At 57.9% G+C, this 16,260-nt stretch carries 16 protein-coding genes and 4 pseudogenes; 6 read left to right on the top strand and 14 right to left on the bottom strand.

Annotation, left to right across the window (positions count from 1 at the left end; translation table 11 throughout):
• Nucleotides 1-7: 7 nt before the first annotated feature.
• The 5 genes and pseudogenes from mobH to AAGW23_RS21570 form a co-directional block, all read right to left on the bottom strand.
• Nucleotides 8-1,456 (bottom strand): annotated as a pseudogene (gene mobH, locus AAGW23_RS21590) (MobH family relaxase); the annotation flags it as partial.
• A pseudogene (locus tag AAGW23_RS21585) lies at nucleotides 1,454-1,790 on the bottom strand (IS66 family transposase); the annotation flags it as partial. The pseudogenes mobH and AAGW23_RS21585, both read right to left, overlap by 3 nt.
• A gap of 266 nt (nucleotides 1,791-2,056) precedes the next feature.
• On the bottom strand, nucleotides 2,057-2,362 hold the full coding sequence (locus AAGW23_RS21580; RefSeq protein WP_012464920.1) for an ArsR/SmtB family transcription factor: 306 nt from the start codon (nucleotides 2,360-2,362) through the stop codon (nucleotides 2,057-2,059).
• Nucleotides 2,363-2,500: 138 nt separating this feature from the next.
• Nucleotides 2,501-3,484, bottom strand: a complete 984-nt coding sequence (locus AAGW23_RS21575) for an LLM class oxidoreductase (RefSeq protein ID WP_003291626.1) — start codon at nucleotides 3,482-3,484, stop codon at nucleotides 2,501-2,503.
• Between the two features lie 66 nt (nucleotides 3,485-3,550).
• On the bottom strand, nucleotides 3,551-4,675 hold the full coding sequence (locus AAGW23_RS21570; protein WP_034000002.1) for an alkene reductase: 1,125 nt from the start codon (nucleotides 4,673-4,675) through the stop codon (nucleotides 3,551-3,553).
• A gap of 648 nt (nucleotides 4,676-5,323) precedes the next feature.
• Between AAGW23_RS21570 and AAGW23_RS21565 the strand changes: the two genes are divergently transcribed.
• A complete protein-coding gene (locus tag AAGW23_RS21565; RefSeq protein WP_033999990.1) occupies nucleotides 5,324-5,629 on the top strand; it encodes a 4-methylmuconolactone methylisomerase in 306 nt (101 codons plus the stop codon).
• Nucleotides 5,630-5,729: 100 nt separating this feature from the next.
• Here the strand turns inward: AAGW23_RS21565 and AAGW23_RS21560 are convergent, their stop codons facing one another.
• Nucleotides 5,730-6,446 (bottom strand): transposase, encoded by a 717-nt coding sequence (locus AAGW23_RS21560; RefSeq protein WP_196740286.1) that lies wholly within the window; start codon nucleotides 6,444-6,446, stop codon nucleotides 5,730-5,732.
• Nucleotides 6,413-7,552 carry a glutathione-independent formaldehyde dehydrogenase gene (locus AAGW23_RS21555; protein ID WP_033999988.1) on the bottom strand — a complete coding sequence of 380 codons (1,140 nt, stop codon included), beginning with the start codon at nucleotides 7,550-7,552 and terminating at the stop codon, nucleotides 6,413-6,415. The genes AAGW23_RS21560 and AAGW23_RS21555 overlap by 34 nt, the downstream gene beginning before the upstream one ends.
• Nucleotides 7,553-7,814: 262 nt before the next feature.
• Here AAGW23_RS21555 and AAGW23_RS21550 point away from each other — a divergent pair.
• A pseudogene (locus AAGW23_RS21550) lies at nucleotides 7,815-8,455 on the top strand (transposase); the annotation flags it as partial.
• On the opposite strand, the pseudogene AAGW23_RS21545 reads toward AAGW23_RS21550, so the two are convergent.
• The 5 genes and pseudogenes from AAGW23_RS21545 to AAGW23_RS21525 form a co-directional block, all read right to left on the bottom strand.
• Nucleotides 8,449-8,769 (bottom strand): annotated as a pseudogene (locus AAGW23_RS21545) (recombinase family protein); the annotation flags it as partial. The pseudogenes AAGW23_RS21550 and AAGW23_RS21545 overlap by 7 nt on opposite strands.
• A gap of 286 nt (nucleotides 8,770-9,055) precedes the next feature.
• Nucleotides 9,056-9,463 carry a hypothetical protein gene (locus AAGW23_RS21540; RefSeq protein WP_042927603.1) on the bottom strand — a complete coding sequence of 136 codons (408 nt, stop codon included), beginning with the start codon at nucleotides 9,461-9,463 and terminating at the stop codon, nucleotides 9,056-9,058.
• A gap of 35 nt (nucleotides 9,464-9,498) precedes the next feature.
• On the bottom strand, nucleotides 9,499-9,960 hold the full coding sequence (locus AAGW23_RS21535; RefSeq protein WP_032904189.1) for a hypothetical protein: 462 nt from the start codon (nucleotides 9,958-9,960) through the stop codon (nucleotides 9,499-9,501).
• Between the two features lie 211 nt (nucleotides 9,961-10,171).
• Nucleotides 10,172-10,402 (bottom strand): DUF4113 domain-containing protein, encoded by a 231-nt coding sequence (locus AAGW23_RS21530; protein ID WP_079381875.1) that lies wholly within the window; start codon nucleotides 10,400-10,402, stop codon nucleotides 10,172-10,174.
• Between the two features lie 106 nt (nucleotides 10,403-10,508).
• Nucleotides 10,509-10,811 carry an ArsR/SmtB family transcription factor gene (locus AAGW23_RS21525; protein WP_172767913.1) on the bottom strand — a complete coding sequence of 101 codons (303 nt, stop codon included), beginning with the start codon at nucleotides 10,809-10,811 and terminating at the stop codon, nucleotides 10,509-10,511.
• An 83-nt stretch (nucleotides 10,812-10,894) separates the two neighbouring features.
• Between AAGW23_RS21525 and AAGW23_RS21520 the strand changes: the two genes are divergently transcribed.
• From AAGW23_RS21520 to AAGW23_RS21505, 4 genes are all read left to right on the top strand, one after another.
• Nucleotides 10,895-11,986 carry an NADH:flavin oxidoreductase/NADH oxidase gene (locus AAGW23_RS21520; protein WP_025297874.1) on the top strand — a complete coding sequence of 364 codons (1,092 nt, stop codon included), beginning with the start codon at nucleotides 10,895-10,897 and terminating at the stop codon, nucleotides 11,984-11,986.
• A gap of 126 nt (nucleotides 11,987-12,112) precedes the next feature.
• On the top strand, nucleotides 12,113-13,102 hold the full coding sequence (locus AAGW23_RS21515) for a zinc-dependent alcohol dehydrogenase family protein (protein ID WP_033999986.1): 990 nt from the start codon (nucleotides 12,113-12,115) through the stop codon (nucleotides 13,100-13,102).
• Between the two features lie 98 nt (nucleotides 13,103-13,200).
• Nucleotides 13,201-13,494, top strand: coding sequence for a putative quinol monooxygenase (locus tag AAGW23_RS21510; protein WP_033999984.1), 294 nt, complete (start codon nucleotides 13,201-13,203; stop codon nucleotides 13,492-13,494).
• Nucleotides 13,495-13,504: 10 nt separating this feature from the next.
• Nucleotides 13,505-14,524, top strand: a complete 1,020-nt coding sequence (locus AAGW23_RS21505) for a zinc-binding alcohol dehydrogenase family protein (RefSeq protein ID WP_003288728.1) — start codon at nucleotides 13,505-13,507, stop codon at nucleotides 14,522-14,524.
• Nucleotides 14,525-14,756: 232 nt separating this feature from the next.
• Here AAGW23_RS21505 and AAGW23_RS21500 read toward each other — a convergent pair.
• Both AAGW23_RS21500 and AAGW23_RS21495 read right to left on the bottom strand, forming a co-directional pair.
• Nucleotides 14,757-15,976, bottom strand: a protein-coding gene (locus AAGW23_RS21500) for an IS3 family transposase (RefSeq protein WP_371263641.1) whose coding sequence is annotated in 2 segments (ribosomal slippage) — nucleotides 14,757-15,631 and nucleotides 15,631-15,976 — 1,221 coding nt in all. Because the reading frame shifts where the segments join, the coding sequence is not laid out codon by codon here.
• 54 nt (nucleotides 15,977-16,030) lie between these two features.
• On the bottom strand, nucleotides 16,031-16,210 hold the full coding sequence (locus tag AAGW23_RS21495; protein WP_127838526.1) for a hypothetical protein: 180 nt from the start codon (nucleotides 16,208-16,210) through the stop codon (nucleotides 16,031-16,033).
• Between the last annotated feature and the right edge of the window lie 50 nt (nucleotides 16,211-16,260).

Genomic DNA, 16,260 nt, shown 5'->3' with positions numbered 1-16,260 from the left:
AGTCGCGTCATCCTTCCTGAGTCAAAGCAAGATAGGGATTGTTGGGCGGTATTTCGGCGAATACCAAGGACCCATTTTCGAGGAGGTAGCCATGCAGTCGGCGGGACTTCCTCGGGCCCGTGACTTCACAGGTCCAAATGTTCAGGCCATTTGAGTGCTTGCGGTGTAGCTGCAGTTTCTCAAAGCGCTTTTGCACCCACTGCCAATCCTGTTGCTTGTCCTGCCTGGCTAGCGCATCCACCTGGGGATGTTCCTGCGCATAGCGATGGAACACGCCGGGACTGACCAGGTAGGCGGTGTCGCTCACCGTATGCACGAGCGCCTTGGCGTCGTTGATGATGAGTCGCCGCGCGGCGACTCCCTGTTGCAGCCACGTCATGAAATGCTCCCCGGATGGTATCGCGACTATTGGAGTTGATGCAGGTCCAGGCGCAGGGGTAAGTGGCAAGGGAGACGCTGCGGCTGTGGTTGGGGCAGGAACGTCAGGCTGGGCAGGGACTTTCTCCACTGGCTCTTCACTCTTCCCCATGTCGGCCGTGCCATCCAATCCAACCATCGGCAGCATGTCCTCCATGACGTCGGGCACGGGCGGGGCCGCAGTCGGCAAGGCGGTATCGCTGCGAGGGCATTCCCAAGGGGGAGTCTCCTGACCTTCGGGTGCTGGCTGCCCCACGACCGCGGGCGGTGTGCCTGGTGCACTGCCGTTGATTTCCGCTGGCGTCGTGTCGATCGCCACCGTGCCTGCGAAAAGCGCTGGCCGCTCGCCGGATTCCCAGATCAGCGCGGGCGCGAGGCGCAACAGGGTGAACGAGTAGGACCAGCCGGTCGCACTGGTCACGGTCGCGCGCCAGACCGCCTTGCCGTCTGAGGTAGGCTGGAGCATGCCGTGGTCCTGCAGCACGTTGAAGACGGCGGTGTTGTTCGCAGGAATGCCGTCGATCCCCTGAGACAGCAGGTGCGCGCGCAGCTTGTCCGAGACAGTCTTGCTCACCAGCCACAGCCCATCCTCAGTGAGCCAGCCATCGGAGGCTTCCGGCTGATTCAGCTTCAACTGTTCCTTGAGCAGGAAGCGCAGCCCGTCCAGCAGCTTGCGTTGCAGCGCGTGCCTGGGCGCGGCCATGGCGCGCGCGGGATCGCCGCCCAGTTCCTGTGCCACAGAAGCGCGATCAGCCTGCACGACCAGTTCACCCAGCACGCCGGCGTGCTCGTACTGCCCGGCCAAGACGTAGAGCAATGGTGCCCACAGAGACGGATAGCCGCTGAGCCAGTCTAGGAGCGGACCATCGAGCAATTGGCGGTAGAGCAGCCCTGTTGCGGCGCTGTGCAACCGGTACTCGCGGTCTTCGCGGTAGCGGAAGCGGTACGACTGGTGCAGCGGGCCGTGCCAGGGATGCCACAGCGAGCCGTCTGCCAGCTCGACCAGCAGATCGACGGCCACCTTGCCGATGTCGTGCAGCCACGGCGTTGTAACCGGCGTAGTCGTCGGTCATCAGGTAGCCGCGGTAGCCATCGAGCAGGCGTAGCGGCACCTCCTGCGCGCGGCTGGCTGTGTAGTCGAAAAGGATCACCGGCTTGTCCGGCGGCCCACCGCTTTGCACCCACATCCAGGATTGTGCCGAGGGGTCGCGTCCCGGTTCATGCAGCACCTGCAAGCGCGTTTCGTCGCAGTGCAACACGGGGTAGTCCAGCAGCTTGTCGCGCATCAGGTTGAGCAACGGTTGCAGTTGCTCGCCACTTTGGATCACCCAACGCGCCAGGGGCTGGCGTGGGATGTCGACGCCGTGGCGGCTGCCCCCTAAAGAAGGTTGGCCGTAGAAGAGCACTTGAAGGGCTTCGCGTCCCTCTCTGGAGTGTGCTGTCTTTTGCGTGTACAGCCCTGGTTTCAGCGTTGTCAAGTGGCAGTTTTGCTATAGGAGCGTTTTTTCCGCGCACCGCATCACTGGTAATGCTATTCGATCACTCGAAGCTTCGGATGATCTGATCGTTATTTGGTCAGATTGCTGTTTTTGACATCGGCAAAGACTGAAATCAGTCAGAAATACAAGGGTGTGCAGCCCTAGATTCTTTCTTGCAGCGCCTTGAAGAAGGCATCGATATTCTCATCGTGGCGTTTGTAGTAGGTCCAGGGGCCGATCCGCTGCGATGTCACCAATTGCGCGCGCTGTAGAGCTGCGAGATAAAGCGATGTCGTTGACTGCGAGAGGCCCGTGCGCTCTTGGATGATACTGACGCACACGCCTACCGTTTCTGGGTCGACTTCCTGCTCGGGAAAGACTGTCCTGGGATCCTTGAGCCAATTGAGGATGGCAAGGCGCGTCGGGTTCGCCAATGCTTTCAGGGCTTCGTTGACGTCAATAGTCATGAATTTTTTGAGACCTGTTTTTTTCGATATCTAGATATCTTCCTGATTCGCGCATCAAATTGGAAGGCTTCGCCATGATCTCTGCGCGCCTGCCCGTCGCAATGACGGGCTGGTTTGGACTGGAATCCTATTGCCCTGTCAGGTAGGACTATCGGGCACCTGTGCGCCGAATTGCGGGACGATATGTTTGCCAAGTTCCTCGATAACCTCTGCTGCGGGGCGTTTACCATACTTGAGGTTCAGGATGACGTGATCTACACCGATTTCCTGAAGTGTATCCAGCAAGGCCCGCAGGTGGTTACGTCCCAGTCGGAATCCTAGATGGATAGGCGAGGGTGGCGTGGATGGGTGTTCGTCCAGGTCGATATACAGCGATTGCAAGAACGGCTTGTAGATAGTGCCACATTGTTTAGCCGTTTCCTGTCGCCAATCTTCCACGATGAGTCGCTGCATTTTTGGCGGACGTGGATAGTTGATCCATCCATGGCTTTCACGCGCGATCCAATCGAGCGGCTGGCGGCTGTGTCCGGTTACGAATAGCGGTATTTCCCGAGTCGTAGGTTTGGGAACGAGATCGGCCCCCAGTAACTCGCCGTGACTCCAGCGAATGGGCTCGAAGTGTGTTCGATGGGCTTGGCGTATCACATTGAGGTTTTCTTGAAAGGTCTCGCCACGCTGTTCTGGATCAATGCTGAATGCGGGAAACTCCACGGGACGATCGCCAGAGGCTACTCCCAGGAGCAAGCGACCTCCGCTCAACTGATCAATGCTCGCTGCGGCCTTTGCCGTGTGCAAGGGATTACGCAGAGTAAGGGCGATGGAGGCGGTGCCTAGTGCGATTTTTGTTGTATGGGCTGCCATGTAGCCCAGATACACCCAAGGGTCGAAAACCTGGCCGACATCGCCGAAGCTTGGGTCCCTGAGTGGGACGTCGCGAAACCAGAGCGCCGAAAAACCAAGTGCCTCTGCACGTTTGGCCAGCGCGACCTGATCTAGCATGCTCGGTGTATCACCTTCGAAAGCCTCCAGGGGAAAGAACAGCCCAAGGCTTAGATGACCCTGCCTGAAGGTTCGTTTGAATCCCCTATGCTCTTGGTAGGGGATCGTGCTCGGTTGGTACATGCTTAACTTCCTCGGTCAACAATCGCTGAGCCACGCCCCTGAGTTATGGGGCGTGGCATTGAGCGTTTAGGATTTGTAAGTCGGGTAGTCGGTGTAGCCCTTATCGGTACCGCCGTACATGGTGCTTGGATCAACTGGGTTAAGCGGCCAGTTGTTGGCGATACGAGCGGGCAGGTCGGGGTTCGCAATGAAGGGGCGGCCAAAAGCGATCAGATCGCCCCAGCCAGCTTTTATCACGCGATTTCCTCGTTCAGCGGTGTACTTGCCGGCATAGATAATCTTGCCGCTGAATGTCTTACGAACAGCTTCCCGGAACGTCTCAGGCAGCTCGGGTGCGTTTTCCCAATCGGCTTCGGCGAGCGACAGGTAGGCAATGCCCACTTCCTCGAGGATCTTCACTGCCTCGATGTAGGTTTGATGAGGATCTTCTTCGACCAGACCAAGGTAGACGCGGTCTTCGTCTGTGGTCGCGAACAGCGGGGCGAAGCGAACGCCAACGCGCTCCTTGCCGACCACACCAGCAACAGCGAGGGTGATTTCGCGCAGGAAGCGAAGACGGTTCTGCAGCGAACCGCCATATTCATCATCACGCTGGTTGGTATGGGCCGAAATGAACTGGTTTACCAGGTACCCGTTCGCGCAGTGAAGCTCCACCCCGTCAAAACCTGCGTCCAAAGCATTTCGGGCTGCTTGGGCGTAGAGCTCAACCAGTTCCTTTACCTCCTTGGTGGACAGGGCTCGTGGGGTCGAAGGGTCGGCCAGTGTACCCGTGCCGGGGCCAGTTTCGATGAACACCTTGACGTTGTCCGCGCGGATGGCTGATGGCGCGACGGGCGCTTCACCACCGGGTTGCAGCGATGTGTGCGACACGCGGCCCACATGCCAAAGTTGAGCAAAGATCACCCCCCCTTCGGCGTGAACAGCGTCGGTGACCTTACGCCAGCCTTGTATCTGTTCCGGGCTATGAATGCCAGGTGTCCAGGCATAACCCTGTCCTCGGGGTTCGATCTGTGTGCCCTCGGTCACCATGAAGCCAGCACCGCTGCGCTGACGGTAATATGTGGCCATTAGGTCGTTCGCAATATTGCCGGGTTGGGAGCTGCGCGAACGCGTCAGTGGCGGCAGAACGATACGGTTCTTGAGGGTGTATGGGCCCAGCTGAGTCGTTTTGAAAAGTTCTGATTGTGTCATTTTGCTTACCTGCATATCTGAAATATTCGATGTCGTAGGTCGAAAAAACATGGATCAACGAGGTCTGAAGAGTCCGAGCGGTGCAGGTCACGAAGGCGCGCTGTGCGCCCTGCACCGCGCGGGCGACGTCGGCAGCTGTGGCGTTGGGATGTTGGTGAGAATTTTTCCGTTGGCGGGGTTGATAATGTCGAGGGCTTCACCGTATTCGTCCGAAACTCATTGGTTGTCAATAAACAGGCCGTAGCTGCTGTCGGGAAGGTGATTCGGACGGGTATCGCTGGAATCTTTCATGGGAGTACCTCCTGAGGTTTCTAGCGCGGTTATGGGTAGGCTATTCTCGATATTCATATATGTCAATATATTAATATCGCTTCCGGCACGTACGCATGGTTCCACGCCCTTGCAGCTCACTTCTGGATCAGCTGGGAGCGCGCCGTGCTTCGCGCTAGGGTTGCCTATGCAGTCAGCTCCCTTGAGCTTTTCATCATGGAGGCTGGCTGCATCAGGTATGCCATTGCCGTGATTGCGTTGATGCTATTGCCCGACAACAAAGGTATTCACCTTGACGATCTGGATGACAGCGAAGTTGACGCTACGCCCGCACTTCAACCTTCTTCTCCTCAGACGCATGTATAAGGAATGTTCGCGATGATCCGAATTGTCTACTTGTTGGTAAAGCCTATGTTCCGCCAGGAATGTTTGCGTCACTATCAGATGAGTGAGGGTATCCCTGGCCTGTTTAAATATGAGGTTAGGTTGGTGGCTGAAAACCCTGCCGATACCCATGTGCCATACCTGGATGTAGGGCCGGTTCACGCGATTGGCGAATGCTGGTTCCAAAGCCCGGAGGACTACCAACGATATATCGAGTCGGCAGTGCGCAAAGCCTGGTTCGAACATGGTAAAACGTTCATTGGCCAGCTCAAGCCCTTCGTCACTGAAACACTTGTTTGAAAGCTGCTCGAAGCGGTTATCTCCGATCAGGCCACCCCTCCATTCATTCTGGAGGGGCTTTCATCTACGAGTGAACCCCTGGTTATTGATTTAACGTAAATCACTGGCAGATTCCCCAATGAACATGGGGACCCGTGCGAGTCTCAATTCGCACGAGGTGCCGTCTATGTGTCGATTTGACAGCGTGTCCAACGACTGCGCGTGGGAACCATCGATCAGGTCGCCGATGGGGTAAAACATATCGAGCGGCTGATGCCTGCAAATCTCTCAGAAATCCTGGCAAGTTGCCGGGATGGTTCAGTGACGTGCCATGCAGCAACCCCAAGATGGCCCAACTGCAGGCAGTGAAACTCATTTCGCAGGGGTACACACCGGGACACTGCCTGGACATCAGTACCATCTGGTAGCGCAAAAGGTTGTAGCCCAGCAGCACACCCCATAGCTCTTGAGCGATCATCTCTGGCGTCTTGCTTCTCAGGGTATATTCGCCGCCCAGCAGTCTCTGCTTGATCGCCCGATAGCCCAGCTCGATTTCCCAGCGTTGACTGTAAAGGTCGACGATCTCCCCACCCGGAAAGCGCAGCGGGTCGACCATCGAAGTCAGTACGCTTACCATTTTTCCCTTGATCATCTTGCGCAACAACCGCGCTCGCATTTCGAGCGGACGACAGGTGGTATGTGGTCGGTAAATACATAGCGGCCATACTGTAAGCGCGAGTAGGCGGGTCTTTGGGCTGACGCCCGGCGATATCGTCAGGGCGTCAGATCCATACAGCCGTTCGATCAGGCTGCCGGCTTCAGAATGACCTTTGTCCAACCCTCATCTCGCGCATCGAAATGCTTGTACGCATCGGGCCCTTCCGCCAATTTCAGGCTGTGAGAGATGATCTGCGAAGGCTTGGCGCGGTCGTGATGGATCAGCTCCGCAAGCCTGCGGTTATAGGCTTTGACGTTGGCTTGCCCGGTGCGTATCTGCTGGCCCTTGAACCAGAACGCGCCGAAATCGAAGGCCATTTTGCCTTCCTTCGCCAGTTCATTTTTCGCGCCCGGATCCTGAGGAACAAACACCCCGACGACGCCGATGCCACCCGTGGCCTTGGTGGAAGCTACCAGGTTGTTCATCGTCAGGTGATTGGCCTCATGGCCGTGATTGTCACAGCACTGGTACCCCACACACTCACAACCTCGATCAGTGCCTTTGCCGTGAGTCAGGTTGAGGATCTGATCAACCGCCTCTTTCTCCAGGGAGTTGATTGGCGTGGCCCCCATCTGCGCGGCCAATTTCAATCGATCCGGATGGTTGTCGACCACGAACACTTGCGAGGCGCCTTTGATCATCGCGGCATGAGCTGCCATCAGGCCCACTGGCCCTGCACCGTAAATGGCGATGCTTTCACCCGGCATCAGGCCAGCCAGTTCAGTGGCATGCCATCCGGTGGGGAATATGTCTGACAGCATGACGTAGTCGTTTTCTTTCTCTTGCGCATCCTCTGGCAGCACCAGGCAATTGAAGTCCGCATATGGCACACGCAGCAGTTCTGCTTGACCACCCTGGTATGAGCCCATATCGGCAAACCCGTAAGCAGCACCAGCACTGCCGGGGTTGGCCGTGAGGCAGAAACCGGTCAAACCTTTTTCACAGTTTTCGCAGAAACCGCAGCCGATATTAAATGGCAAACAGACGCGATCACCTACCTTGATGCGATCTACGCCGGCGCCGACTTCGATGACTTCCCCGAGGTTCTCGTGACCGAAAACACGTCCCGTCTCCATCGAGGTGCGGCCCTCGTACATGTGCAGGTCAGAGCCGCAGATATTGGTAGTGGTGATGCGCACTACGGCGTCGGTAGGTTTTTCGATCTTGGCGTCTGGGACATTTTGCACGCTGACGTCGCGTGGCCCGTTGTAAACGATGGCTTTCATTAGACTCTCCCGTTCGAGCGACGATGAGGTGGTTTCGTCTGCTTACGAGATATCTGTTTAGATCTACGAACGTATGTTCCACAAATCGAGCTATGACCAGACGAGTGGTGATGCCGTCGCCCGCGCGTGGCGGTCCTTGAATTTGCAGCTCGTGACGAACTTAGACAGTTGAACGCCATAGAAGGAATATGGCTACGTGTAGTGGTCTACTAATCCTGGACACCCTTTTAGGGCGAGAATGCTCGCCATTCAGAGGTGTTCGATGAGCAGACAACGACGTACTTTCACCCCCGAGTTTAAGCGCGAAGCAGCCAGTCTAGTGCTCGACCAGGGTTACAGCTGTCCTGAGGCAGCCAAATCCCTTGATGTAGGTGAGACCGCACTGCGGCGCTGGGTCAACCAGTTGCAGTTGGAGCGCGGTGGCATCACCCCCACAGCCAAAGCGCTTACGCCTGAGCAGCAGACTATTCAGGAGCTTCAAGCCCGCATCAACCGGCTGGAGCTTGAGAAGAAAATCTTAAAGGAGGCCACTGCGCTCTTGATGGCCGAGGAGCACGGGCGCAGACGTTGAAGTCGATTCGGCAGTTAGCAGCACGCTACCCAGTTCAACTGCTGTGTTCAGTGTTTGAACTGCCTCGTTCCTGTTACTACGCCCATATGGCTCGGCGCCGTCGCATTGATGTTCGGCGGGTGGGTTTACGCAGCCGTATTAGCGAACTTTTCAGTCAAAGCCGTAGTTCAGCTGGCAGCCGCAGTATCGTTGCCATGCTCAAGGATGAGGGCGTCAAAGTAGGTCGCTTCAAGGTCAGGGGCCTGATGAAGGAGCAGGGTTTGATCAGTAAGCAGCCAGGTTCTCATGCGTACAAAAACGCCACTGTTGAGCGGCCTGACATTCCCATGCTTTGGTGGCTGGTTGGGAGATCTAGAGCCACGATTCGCAGCCCTTTTCCGTCGATGGCGGCCTTGAGCTTCGACCAGTCTTCAGCCGGCAGGCGGGACAGTCGGTCGATAGATTCCACCAGCAGTACATCCCCCGGGTGGGAATCGGCCAGCAGGCGCACCAACTCGGGGCGATCAGCACGAGTACCAGATGCGTTCTCAATGTATTGCGCGGCAATGGCCTTGCCATGATCGGCAGCAAACTCCTCCAGGACGGAACGGGCTCGGGCAGCGTCTTGTTCGGCAGTAGAGGCCCGAAGGTAGGCACGGACAAACATTTCTTGATCCCTATGCGTGCTGTTTCAATTTGGGCGTTGCAGAAACATCGTTACAGTTTGGGTGTTAGTTATAGAGCGGCAAGGACGAATCTGCCGCGCCTTTTCCGTATCAGTTGAGGCATACCTCTAAAAACGCTAGCGTAGATTGATTACTTTTTGGTCTGCGATGGGCCGGAGTCGTTGCCGTAGCGGAGGTCCGTTGGCAACGCGACGGTGATTTTGGAAGTTAACGCCATCTCGAGCATGAGCCTGTTGCCGCAGTGGAGGTCAAACGGCAACGGTAGCTTCACCATTTGTCGCTCCTGAGCCCGAAACAGATGCAGTAGGTTCCGGGTACGGCCATGACGACGCAGACGATTGGCCCCACGCCCACGATTTGCCCCCAGAGGCTTTTCAGCAGCGGATAAGCGAAGAACACCGCTGCCGCTTCTGCCGGTTGCATGGTGGCCAGTCTGCCGAGGATGGCGGCACTCATTCCGGAAAGAAGTAGCAGCATGCAGCCTGTTACCGCCAATACTGGTCGGAGTCGGGATTGTGGATTGTGACGATAGCCAGAAGCTGGGACGTCCAGTGGCAATGGAATCTGCCGGACGAGCCTGCTGCGCCCAATGCGTGCGTCGAGGGTCAGGGCCAGCCAGGAAATTCCGATGGCGAATGTGAGGATGAAGCTAACAACCAGTGCAAGTGGCGACATGATCAAACTCCTCTGAGTGCTGTGGCGACTGCCCGTTAGTCGAAACCGAAGGACGAAAAACTGTCTCCGAAGCTGCTTATGCCGTGATCAAACGACAGGCTGTCAGTCATCGTGTCCGTGCCGAATGCGTTACCCATGACATCGAAACAGCTGTCGAGCATGGGCATTCCGTTGGCGGGATTGAGCCAGAAGGTTTCCATGGGTTCGAAGTGGGTCGATGAGAAAGCTGAGAAAGTATCCTCGGCTTGGGTCTGGCCTACCGGGTCAAATGAATCAGCCCAGTTAGTGTGATCCTGCAGGATGCTGTCGAACGACGTACTCGTGTCCCCATCTTCCAGCGAATCGACCTGATACCACCAACGTTCCTGGCGAATACCAAGGCCGTCATGCACCACGACCGCTTTTCCCTGGCTGGGATAGATGACCGTGGTGAATGCCGCTTTTTCTGGCCGGACGACAGAGGTGATGAGATTGGCAATGTGCGTAAACAGGTTCATGGCTAGCTCCTCGGTTTAGTTGGTTTCAGCATCTCCTGAACCCCAAATAACCCAAGGCATGGGTAAGATCGCATACCGCCTTGGAGACGGATCATCTATTGCAAGCTCGGGTGCGTAGAGGGGCACAAGCACGGCCCGGATCAGCAATCCATTACCGCAGCCAGGCCCTTTCCCTTCCAGGAGAAGCAGCACAGCAGGCGCGCGATGCCGGCTACCGCGCGGATACCCGCCACAATTGATCTACTCGCGTCGTGAAACTCTGGCTCATCAGCTCGCGACGCATGCTCCAGGCGGGGGCTGCTGGTACCACACCAGGTCGCAACGTTCCCCGTCCCCATTTGGCGTTGATCGAATCAAGCACGGCCATCACCTTCTCCGAATTAGCTGGCTGACTGGAGGCGAACAGGTCGTCGGTGAAGGCGTTTACGTCGGGACTAGTCATGCTTCCGCAGTCAGCGGCGAGGTAGTCCCTGAGCTCACTGGAGCCCAGGGTTTCGAAGCAGGCCGTCTTCAGCGTCTTCCTCGATGAATTGACTCTCAAGCCAGCCTTAGCCGCGCTGAGATAAGATCGTCTCGAGCAAACCAGGAAATCGATTGTTCAAATCATCCCTGCGCAACGAGTTCATATGGGTCGTGCCGATGGTTTGGGTTTGGACCAACCCGGCATCTCGCAGCACCCTGAAGTGATGGGACATGGTGGACTTTGGTCGGCCACCGTCCAATTCGCCACAGCTGGCTTCGCCCAGTTCGGCAAGGCGTCGGACGATCTCCAGGCGCACAGGATCGCTCAAGGCGTATAGCAGACGCTCGAGGACGATTTCAGTGACGGGAGGGTGTTTGTAGGGGCGCATGAACGAAGCATACACGGGTTTGCTCTATCTCCATAGTTCGAATACTATCGAATTAACGTAATAGACAACCCTCGGAGAAACCAATGTCTGCGCTGTTCCAACCCTTCACGCTTAAAGACGTCACGCTTCGCAACCGTATTGCGATTCCCCCTATGTGCATGTACTCGTCAAACGATGGCCTGATCAACGAGTGGCACAGTGTTCACTACGCCTCCCTTGCGCGTGGCGGGGCGGGGTTGGTGATTGTCGAAGCAACCGCTGTAGCGCCAGAAGGGCGGATCACTCCTGGCTGTGCGGGTATTTGGAACGATGAGCTGGCCCAGGCCTTCGTACCGGTGGTGCAGTCGATCAAGGCAGCCGGCTCGGTCCCCGGCCTGCAGATCGCCCACGCCGGTCGCAAGGCAAGCGCAAACCGTCCATGGGAAGGCGATGACCACATCGCTGAAGATGACGCCCGTGGCTGGCAGACCATCGCTCCATCGGCCATAGCTTTTGGCGGTCACCTGGCCAAGCAGCCGCAAGCCATGACGCTGGAAGACATTGCCCGTGTGCGTGAGGATTTCGTCGCAGCCGCTCGCCGTGCGCGTGACGCTGGCTTCGAGTGGCTGGAGCTGCATTTCGCCCATGGTTATCTGGCCCAGTCGTTCCTTTCCGAACACTCCAACCATCGCGATGACGCCTACGGCGGCAGTTTCGACAACCGTAGCCGCTTCCTGCTTGAAACGCTGGCGGCTGTTCGTGAGGTTTGGCCGGAGCACCTGCCGCTAACCGCTCGTCTAGGGGTTATCGAATACGACGGCCGGGACGAACAGACGCTGACCGAGGCTATCGAACTGACACGTCGCTTCAAAGATGGTGGCCTGGATCTGCTGAGCGTCAGCATTGGTTTCACCATCGCTGAAACCAACATTCCCTGGGCGCCTGGCTTCATGGGCGAAGTTGCCCAGCGCGTGAAGCGTGAGGCGGGGATACCAGTGGCTTCGGCATGGGGCTTCGGCACGCCAAGCGTTGCCGAAGAAGCGGTCAAGAGCGGTCACCTGGACTTGGCGATGATTGGGCGAGCACATCTGGCCAATCCAAATTGGTCCTATCTTGCCGCCCAAGAGCTGGGCGTAGAGCGTGCGTCCTGGACCTTGCCGGCTCCCTATGCCCACTGGCTTGAACGCTACAAGTGATCCGTCGGGGCGAAGACGGCCGTCATGGCCTAATCGCCCGCTGCCTCAGCGCCGATGTGCGCTGGTGGCTACCTGGCTGGGCCGCTCATGGCTCGGCCCTTCCGATAGATAGCTGAGGATTACGCTATGTCTCGCGTCATACGCTTTCATCGCACCGGTGGACCGGAGGTTCTCCAGATCGACGAGATCGACGTGCCGGCTCCCGGCGCGAACGAGGTTCAAATCAACGTCAGGGCGCTCGGCATCAACCGGGCTGAAGTGATGTACCGCACAGGCCAGTACGTCATCGAACCGACGTTTCCCGCCATGCTGGGCTATGAAGCGGCTGGGACCGTATCTGCAGTGGGTCCCGGTGTGGTCGGCTTCGCTGTTGGCGATGCGGTCAGCGTAGTGCCCGCGTTCTCCTTTGACGAATACGGCTTGTACGGTGAATTGGTCAACGCGCCGGCTCACGCGGTGGTCAAACACCCGGAAGTGCTCTCTTTCACGGAGGCAGCAGCGACCTGGATGAAGTTTGTCACCGCCTATGGCGCATTGATCGAGCTTGGTGGGCTGCAGGCCGGCGAGACGGTGCTAATCCGTGCGGCGTCCAGCAGCGTGGGGCTTGCCGCTATCCAGATTGCGAACATGGTGGGCGCCGTTCCTGTGGCGCTGACCCGCACCAGCGACAAGCGCGAAGCCTTGCTTCAAGCGGGGGCGGCGGCAGTCATCGCGACCCAGGAGCAGGACATGGTGGCTGAGGTCATGACGGTGACTCATGGCAAAGGCGCTCGCATGGCCTTCGATCCCGTTGGCGGACCCGAAGTGGCCTTGGTGCTCAAGGCGCTAGCGAACCACGGCATCTTCTTCCAGTACGGCGCTTTGGACACTCGGGATATCCCTGTGTCGGTCATGGACCTGCTCGGCAAGCATCTGACGCTGCGCGGTTATCAGCTGTTCGAGATCACCCAGAATCGAGAAAAACTCGAACGGGCCAAGCACTTCATCAATGAAGGGCTCGCCTCTGGACAGCTGCGTCCGGTGATCGACCGTACATTCAGCTTCGACGAGATGGCCGAGGCTCACCGGTACATGGAATCGAATGCCCAGGTGGGCAAGATTGTTGTAACGCTGTAAACCACGTTCAGGTCTTCGCGGCATGGCCGGTAGGGTCACCTTCGGTAAGCCCATGCCAGTTCGATGCGTCTTTCACACATGCACAGACAGGAGGTTCGATGACCACCCCACTCACACTGGTTGCCACATTGGTCGCCAAGGCCGGCTCCGAAGATGAGCTCCAGCAGACGCTGCAGGATCTGCAAGGCCCAAGTCGCGCCGAAGCGGACTGCATCCAATACGACTTTCATAAAGATGCAGAACAGCCTCGCACCTTCCATATGGTTGAGCAGTGGCGAGACGAAGCGGCGCTGACTGCGCACGAGGCCACCCCGCATTTCCAGGCAGCGCTGCCGGTTATCGAGCGCGCCGCCGAAAAATTCTCCGTCATGAAAATGTACCGCGTCTCCTGAGGAGCTCCGAATGAAAGCGATTGCACACTTCAAATGCCTGCCTGTTGAGAACCCTGACGCCCTCGTGGAGATCGATCTACCCGAGCCAGTGCCGGGGCCGCGCGACCTGCTGGTAGAAGTCAAGGCCGTATCGGTCAACCCGGTCGATACCAAAGTCCGCCAGGGCTACGTGCCGCATACAGACGAAACACAGCCGCGCATCCTCGGTTGGGACGCTGCCGGCGTGGTCAAGTCGGTCGGTTCCGACGTAACGCTGTTCAAGCCCGGTGACAAGGTGTGGTACGCCGGGTCGCTGATCCGCCCGGGCAGCAACAGTGAGTTGCAGCTGGTAGACGAGCGCATTGTCGGATCGATGCCACAGTCGCTGGAGTTCGCCCAGGCCGCGGCGCTTCCCCTGACGTCTCTGACCGCTTGGGAATTGCTATTTGATCGCCTCGGCGTAGCGCGCGACACCACCGACCGTGGCGAAACGCTGCTGATCATTGGCGCTGCAGGCGGGGTGGGTTCAATCATGACTCAGCTGGCGCGTCAGTTGACCGGCCTGACCGTCATTGGTACGGCTTCGCGCCCTGAAACCCAGGCCTGGGTCACCGAACTCGGCGCCCATTACGTGATCGATCACACCAAACCACTGAGCGAAGAGCTCAAGCGCATCGGCCTTCCGCAGGTCAGCTACGTCGCAAGCCTGACGCAGACCGATCGGCATTACGAGCAGATCATCGAGTCACTGAAGCCACAGGGCAGGTTGGGCCTGATCGATGACCCGGCCACGCTGGACGTCGTACCGCTCAAACGCAAGAGCCTGTCGCTGCACTGGGAGCTGATGTACACGCGCTCGCTGTACGAGACCGAGGACATGCAGGAGCAGCACAACATCCTCAATGAAGTGGCCCGCCAGATCGATGCGGGTGTGTTGCGCACCACCGTTGGCGAAAACTACGGGCGTATCAGCGCCGAAAACCTACGTCGCGCCCATGCCTTGCTGGAGAGCGGCAAGGCAAAGGGCAAGATCGTTCTGGAGGGCTTCTGACGGTATCTGGCTACCGGCTCATGCGGTAGGTAGCCAATGCTGGATTCAAGAGTAGCGCCCATGAGCGATTCAGTGAGCGCCTTGAAATGCCTCCTATTGAGATCGTCTCGCAAGACCATCACCCAGCCGTCAACGACTTCATCCGAAACGTCCAACTAATAGGAACCCCATATGAACAACGCTACCGGCTATGCCTGGACTTGCCCCTACAAAACCGGACACCAACTCCCCGTTAAATTGATGCTGCTGCCAAGCGCCTGAACTCCCTCGGCGAGCGGTATTTCAAAGCGCTGTGCGGATGCTGCTCGTTGTAATGCTCGAAGGCAATTGCCAGGTTGCGCAGCGCCGTTTCTCGATCCGGTTTGGGCATGTGCGCCACGTAGTCACGCTTGATCGTCTTCACGAAGCTCTCAGCCATGCCGTTGCTTTGCGGGCTGCGAACTGGGGTGGTCACCGGCTGCAAGCCGATCTGTCGAGCAAACAGGCGTGTCTGTTCGGCGGTGTACGCCGAGCCGTTGTCGCTTAGCCATTGCACCGGCGTGGCGGGCAGTTGATCACCAAAGCGCTTCTCCACGCTTTCCAGCATCAAATCGCGGATATCATCGCCGCTGTACCCGGTCGGGCTCGCGACCCAGCCGATGGCTTCGCGATCACAGCAATCCAGGGCGAAGGTCACGCTCAGTTTGGCGCCGTCCTTGCAACGGAACTCAAAGCCGTCCGAGCACCAACGCGTATCGCTGGCTTCCACCGCAATACGGCCTTCGTGCCGACGCGGCACACCGGGCTGTTTGATGCGGCGCTCAAGCAGCAAGTTGTGATCACGCATGACCCGGTAAACCCGCTTCACATTGATCGCCGGTAGCGACTGGGTTTCACGGGCGCGACGCAGCAATCCCCAGACGCGGCGGTAGCCGTAGCTGGGAAGTTCGCTGACCTGTTGCTGGATTTCAACTACCAGATCAGCATCGTTCACAGGCCTGCTCCGCCGTACTTTGGGGGATGCCGATTGCTTGATTCGAACCGTTAATTGCGAGCGCGCCACACCGAGACATTCGCTGACCAGCTTCACTGGTCGTCCCCCGGCAACAAGGGTGAGTGCGCAATCCATTTTCGCGACCGGGCGATCTCCACGGCCTCTTTGAGGATTTCTGCTTCCATCGTTTTCTTGCCCAGCATCCGTTGCAGTTCACGGATCTGCTTGAGCGCATCGCTCAGCTCGGAGGCAGGTACCACGGCTTCGCCAGCACTGACCGCCGACAAACTGCCGTCTTGGTAAAGCTTGCGCCACAGGAATAGTTGGTTGGCATTGATGCCGTTACGCCGAGCCACCAACGAAACGCTCTGCCCGGGCTCAAGGCTCTCTCGAACCATGGTCAGCTTTTGCTCAGGGCTCCAGCGGCGCCGCCGCTCCCGACCCAAAAGCTCCCCACTCTTATCGTTGCTATTAGTCATAAACATAACCGTTTGCCTATCCCTTATCGTAAGGGGGAAACGGTGTCCTGTCTTTCAGGGGGCTCGTTCATCGATTGGGTTAACGCCGCTGGCTTTAATCTTTACCAGTACCTGCCCTTGTTGTGGCGAAGGCTTTGCGACTTCGACTTCAAGCAGGGTGCTCGCGTCATAGCTGTCTAGGCGCAAGGCCTTCATCAGTCCCCCACTCGAAAGCGATTCAGTTACGTTGCTCACAGCTTTTCACTCCATATAAGCGGGGCCTGACGCCGAAGCGGCAGGCCCTA

The organism is Stutzerimonas chloritidismutans (genome assembly GCF_038562055.1).
In the GTDB taxonomy this organism is placed as follows: Bacteria; Pseudomonadota; Gammaproteobacteria; order Pseudomonadales; family Pseudomonadaceae; genus Stutzerimonas; species Stutzerimonas chloritidismutans_A.
This window is presented reverse-complemented; position numbering and strand designations above follow the sequence as displayed.

What these genes read in the sequence shown, in the direction of transcription:
- AAGW23_RS21580 (WP_012464920.1), bottom strand. Translation starts at nt 2,362, where the DNA reads ATGACTATTGACGTCAACGAAGCCCTGAAAGCATTGGCGAACCCGACG.
- AAGW23_RS21575 (WP_003291626.1), bottom strand. Translation starts at nt 3,484, where the DNA reads ATGTACCAACCGAGCACGATCCCCTACCAAGAGCATAGGGGATTCAAA.
- AAGW23_RS21570 (WP_034000002.1), bottom strand. Translation starts at nt 4,675, where the DNA reads ATGACACAATCAGAACTTTTCAAAACGACTCAGCTGGGCCCATACACC.
- AAGW23_RS21565 (WP_033999990.1), top strand. Translation starts at nt 5,324, where the DNA reads ATGATCCGAATTGTCTACTTGTTGGTAAAGCCTATGTTCCGCCAGGAA.
- AAGW23_RS21555 (WP_033999988.1), bottom strand. Translation starts at nt 7,552, where the DNA reads ATGAAAGCCATCGTTTACAACGGGCCACGCGACGTCAGCGTGCAAAAT.
- AAGW23_RS21540 (WP_042927603.1), bottom strand. Translation starts at nt 9,463, where the DNA reads ATGTCGCCACTTGCACTGGTTGTTAGCTTCATCCTCACATTCGCCATC.
- AAGW23_RS21535 (WP_032904189.1), bottom strand. Translation starts at nt 9,960, where the DNA reads ATGAACCTGTTTACGCACATTGCCAATCTCATCACCTCTGTCGTCCGG.
- AAGW23_RS21530 (WP_079381875.1), bottom strand. Translation starts at nt 10,402, where the DNA reads ATGACTAGTCCCGACGTAAACGCCTTCACCGACGACCTGTTCGCCTCC.
- AAGW23_RS21525 (WP_172767913.1), bottom strand. Translation starts at nt 10,811, where the DNA reads ATGCGCCCCTACAAACACCCTCCCGTCACTGAAATCGTCCTCGAGCGT.
- AAGW23_RS21520 (WP_025297874.1), top strand. Translation starts at nt 10,895, where the DNA reads ATGTCTGCGCTGTTCCAACCCTTCACGCTTAAAGACGTCACGCTTCGC.
- AAGW23_RS21515 (WP_033999986.1), top strand. Translation starts at nt 12,113, where the DNA reads ATGTCTCGCGTCATACGCTTTCATCGCACCGGTGGACCGGAGGTTCTC.
- AAGW23_RS21510 (WP_033999984.1), top strand. Translation starts at nt 13,201, where the DNA reads ATGACCACCCCACTCACACTGGTTGCCACATTGGTCGCCAAGGCCGGC.
- AAGW23_RS21505 (WP_003288728.1), top strand. Translation starts at nt 13,505, where the DNA reads ATGAAAGCGATTGCACACTTCAAATGCCTGCCTGTTGAGAACCCTGAC.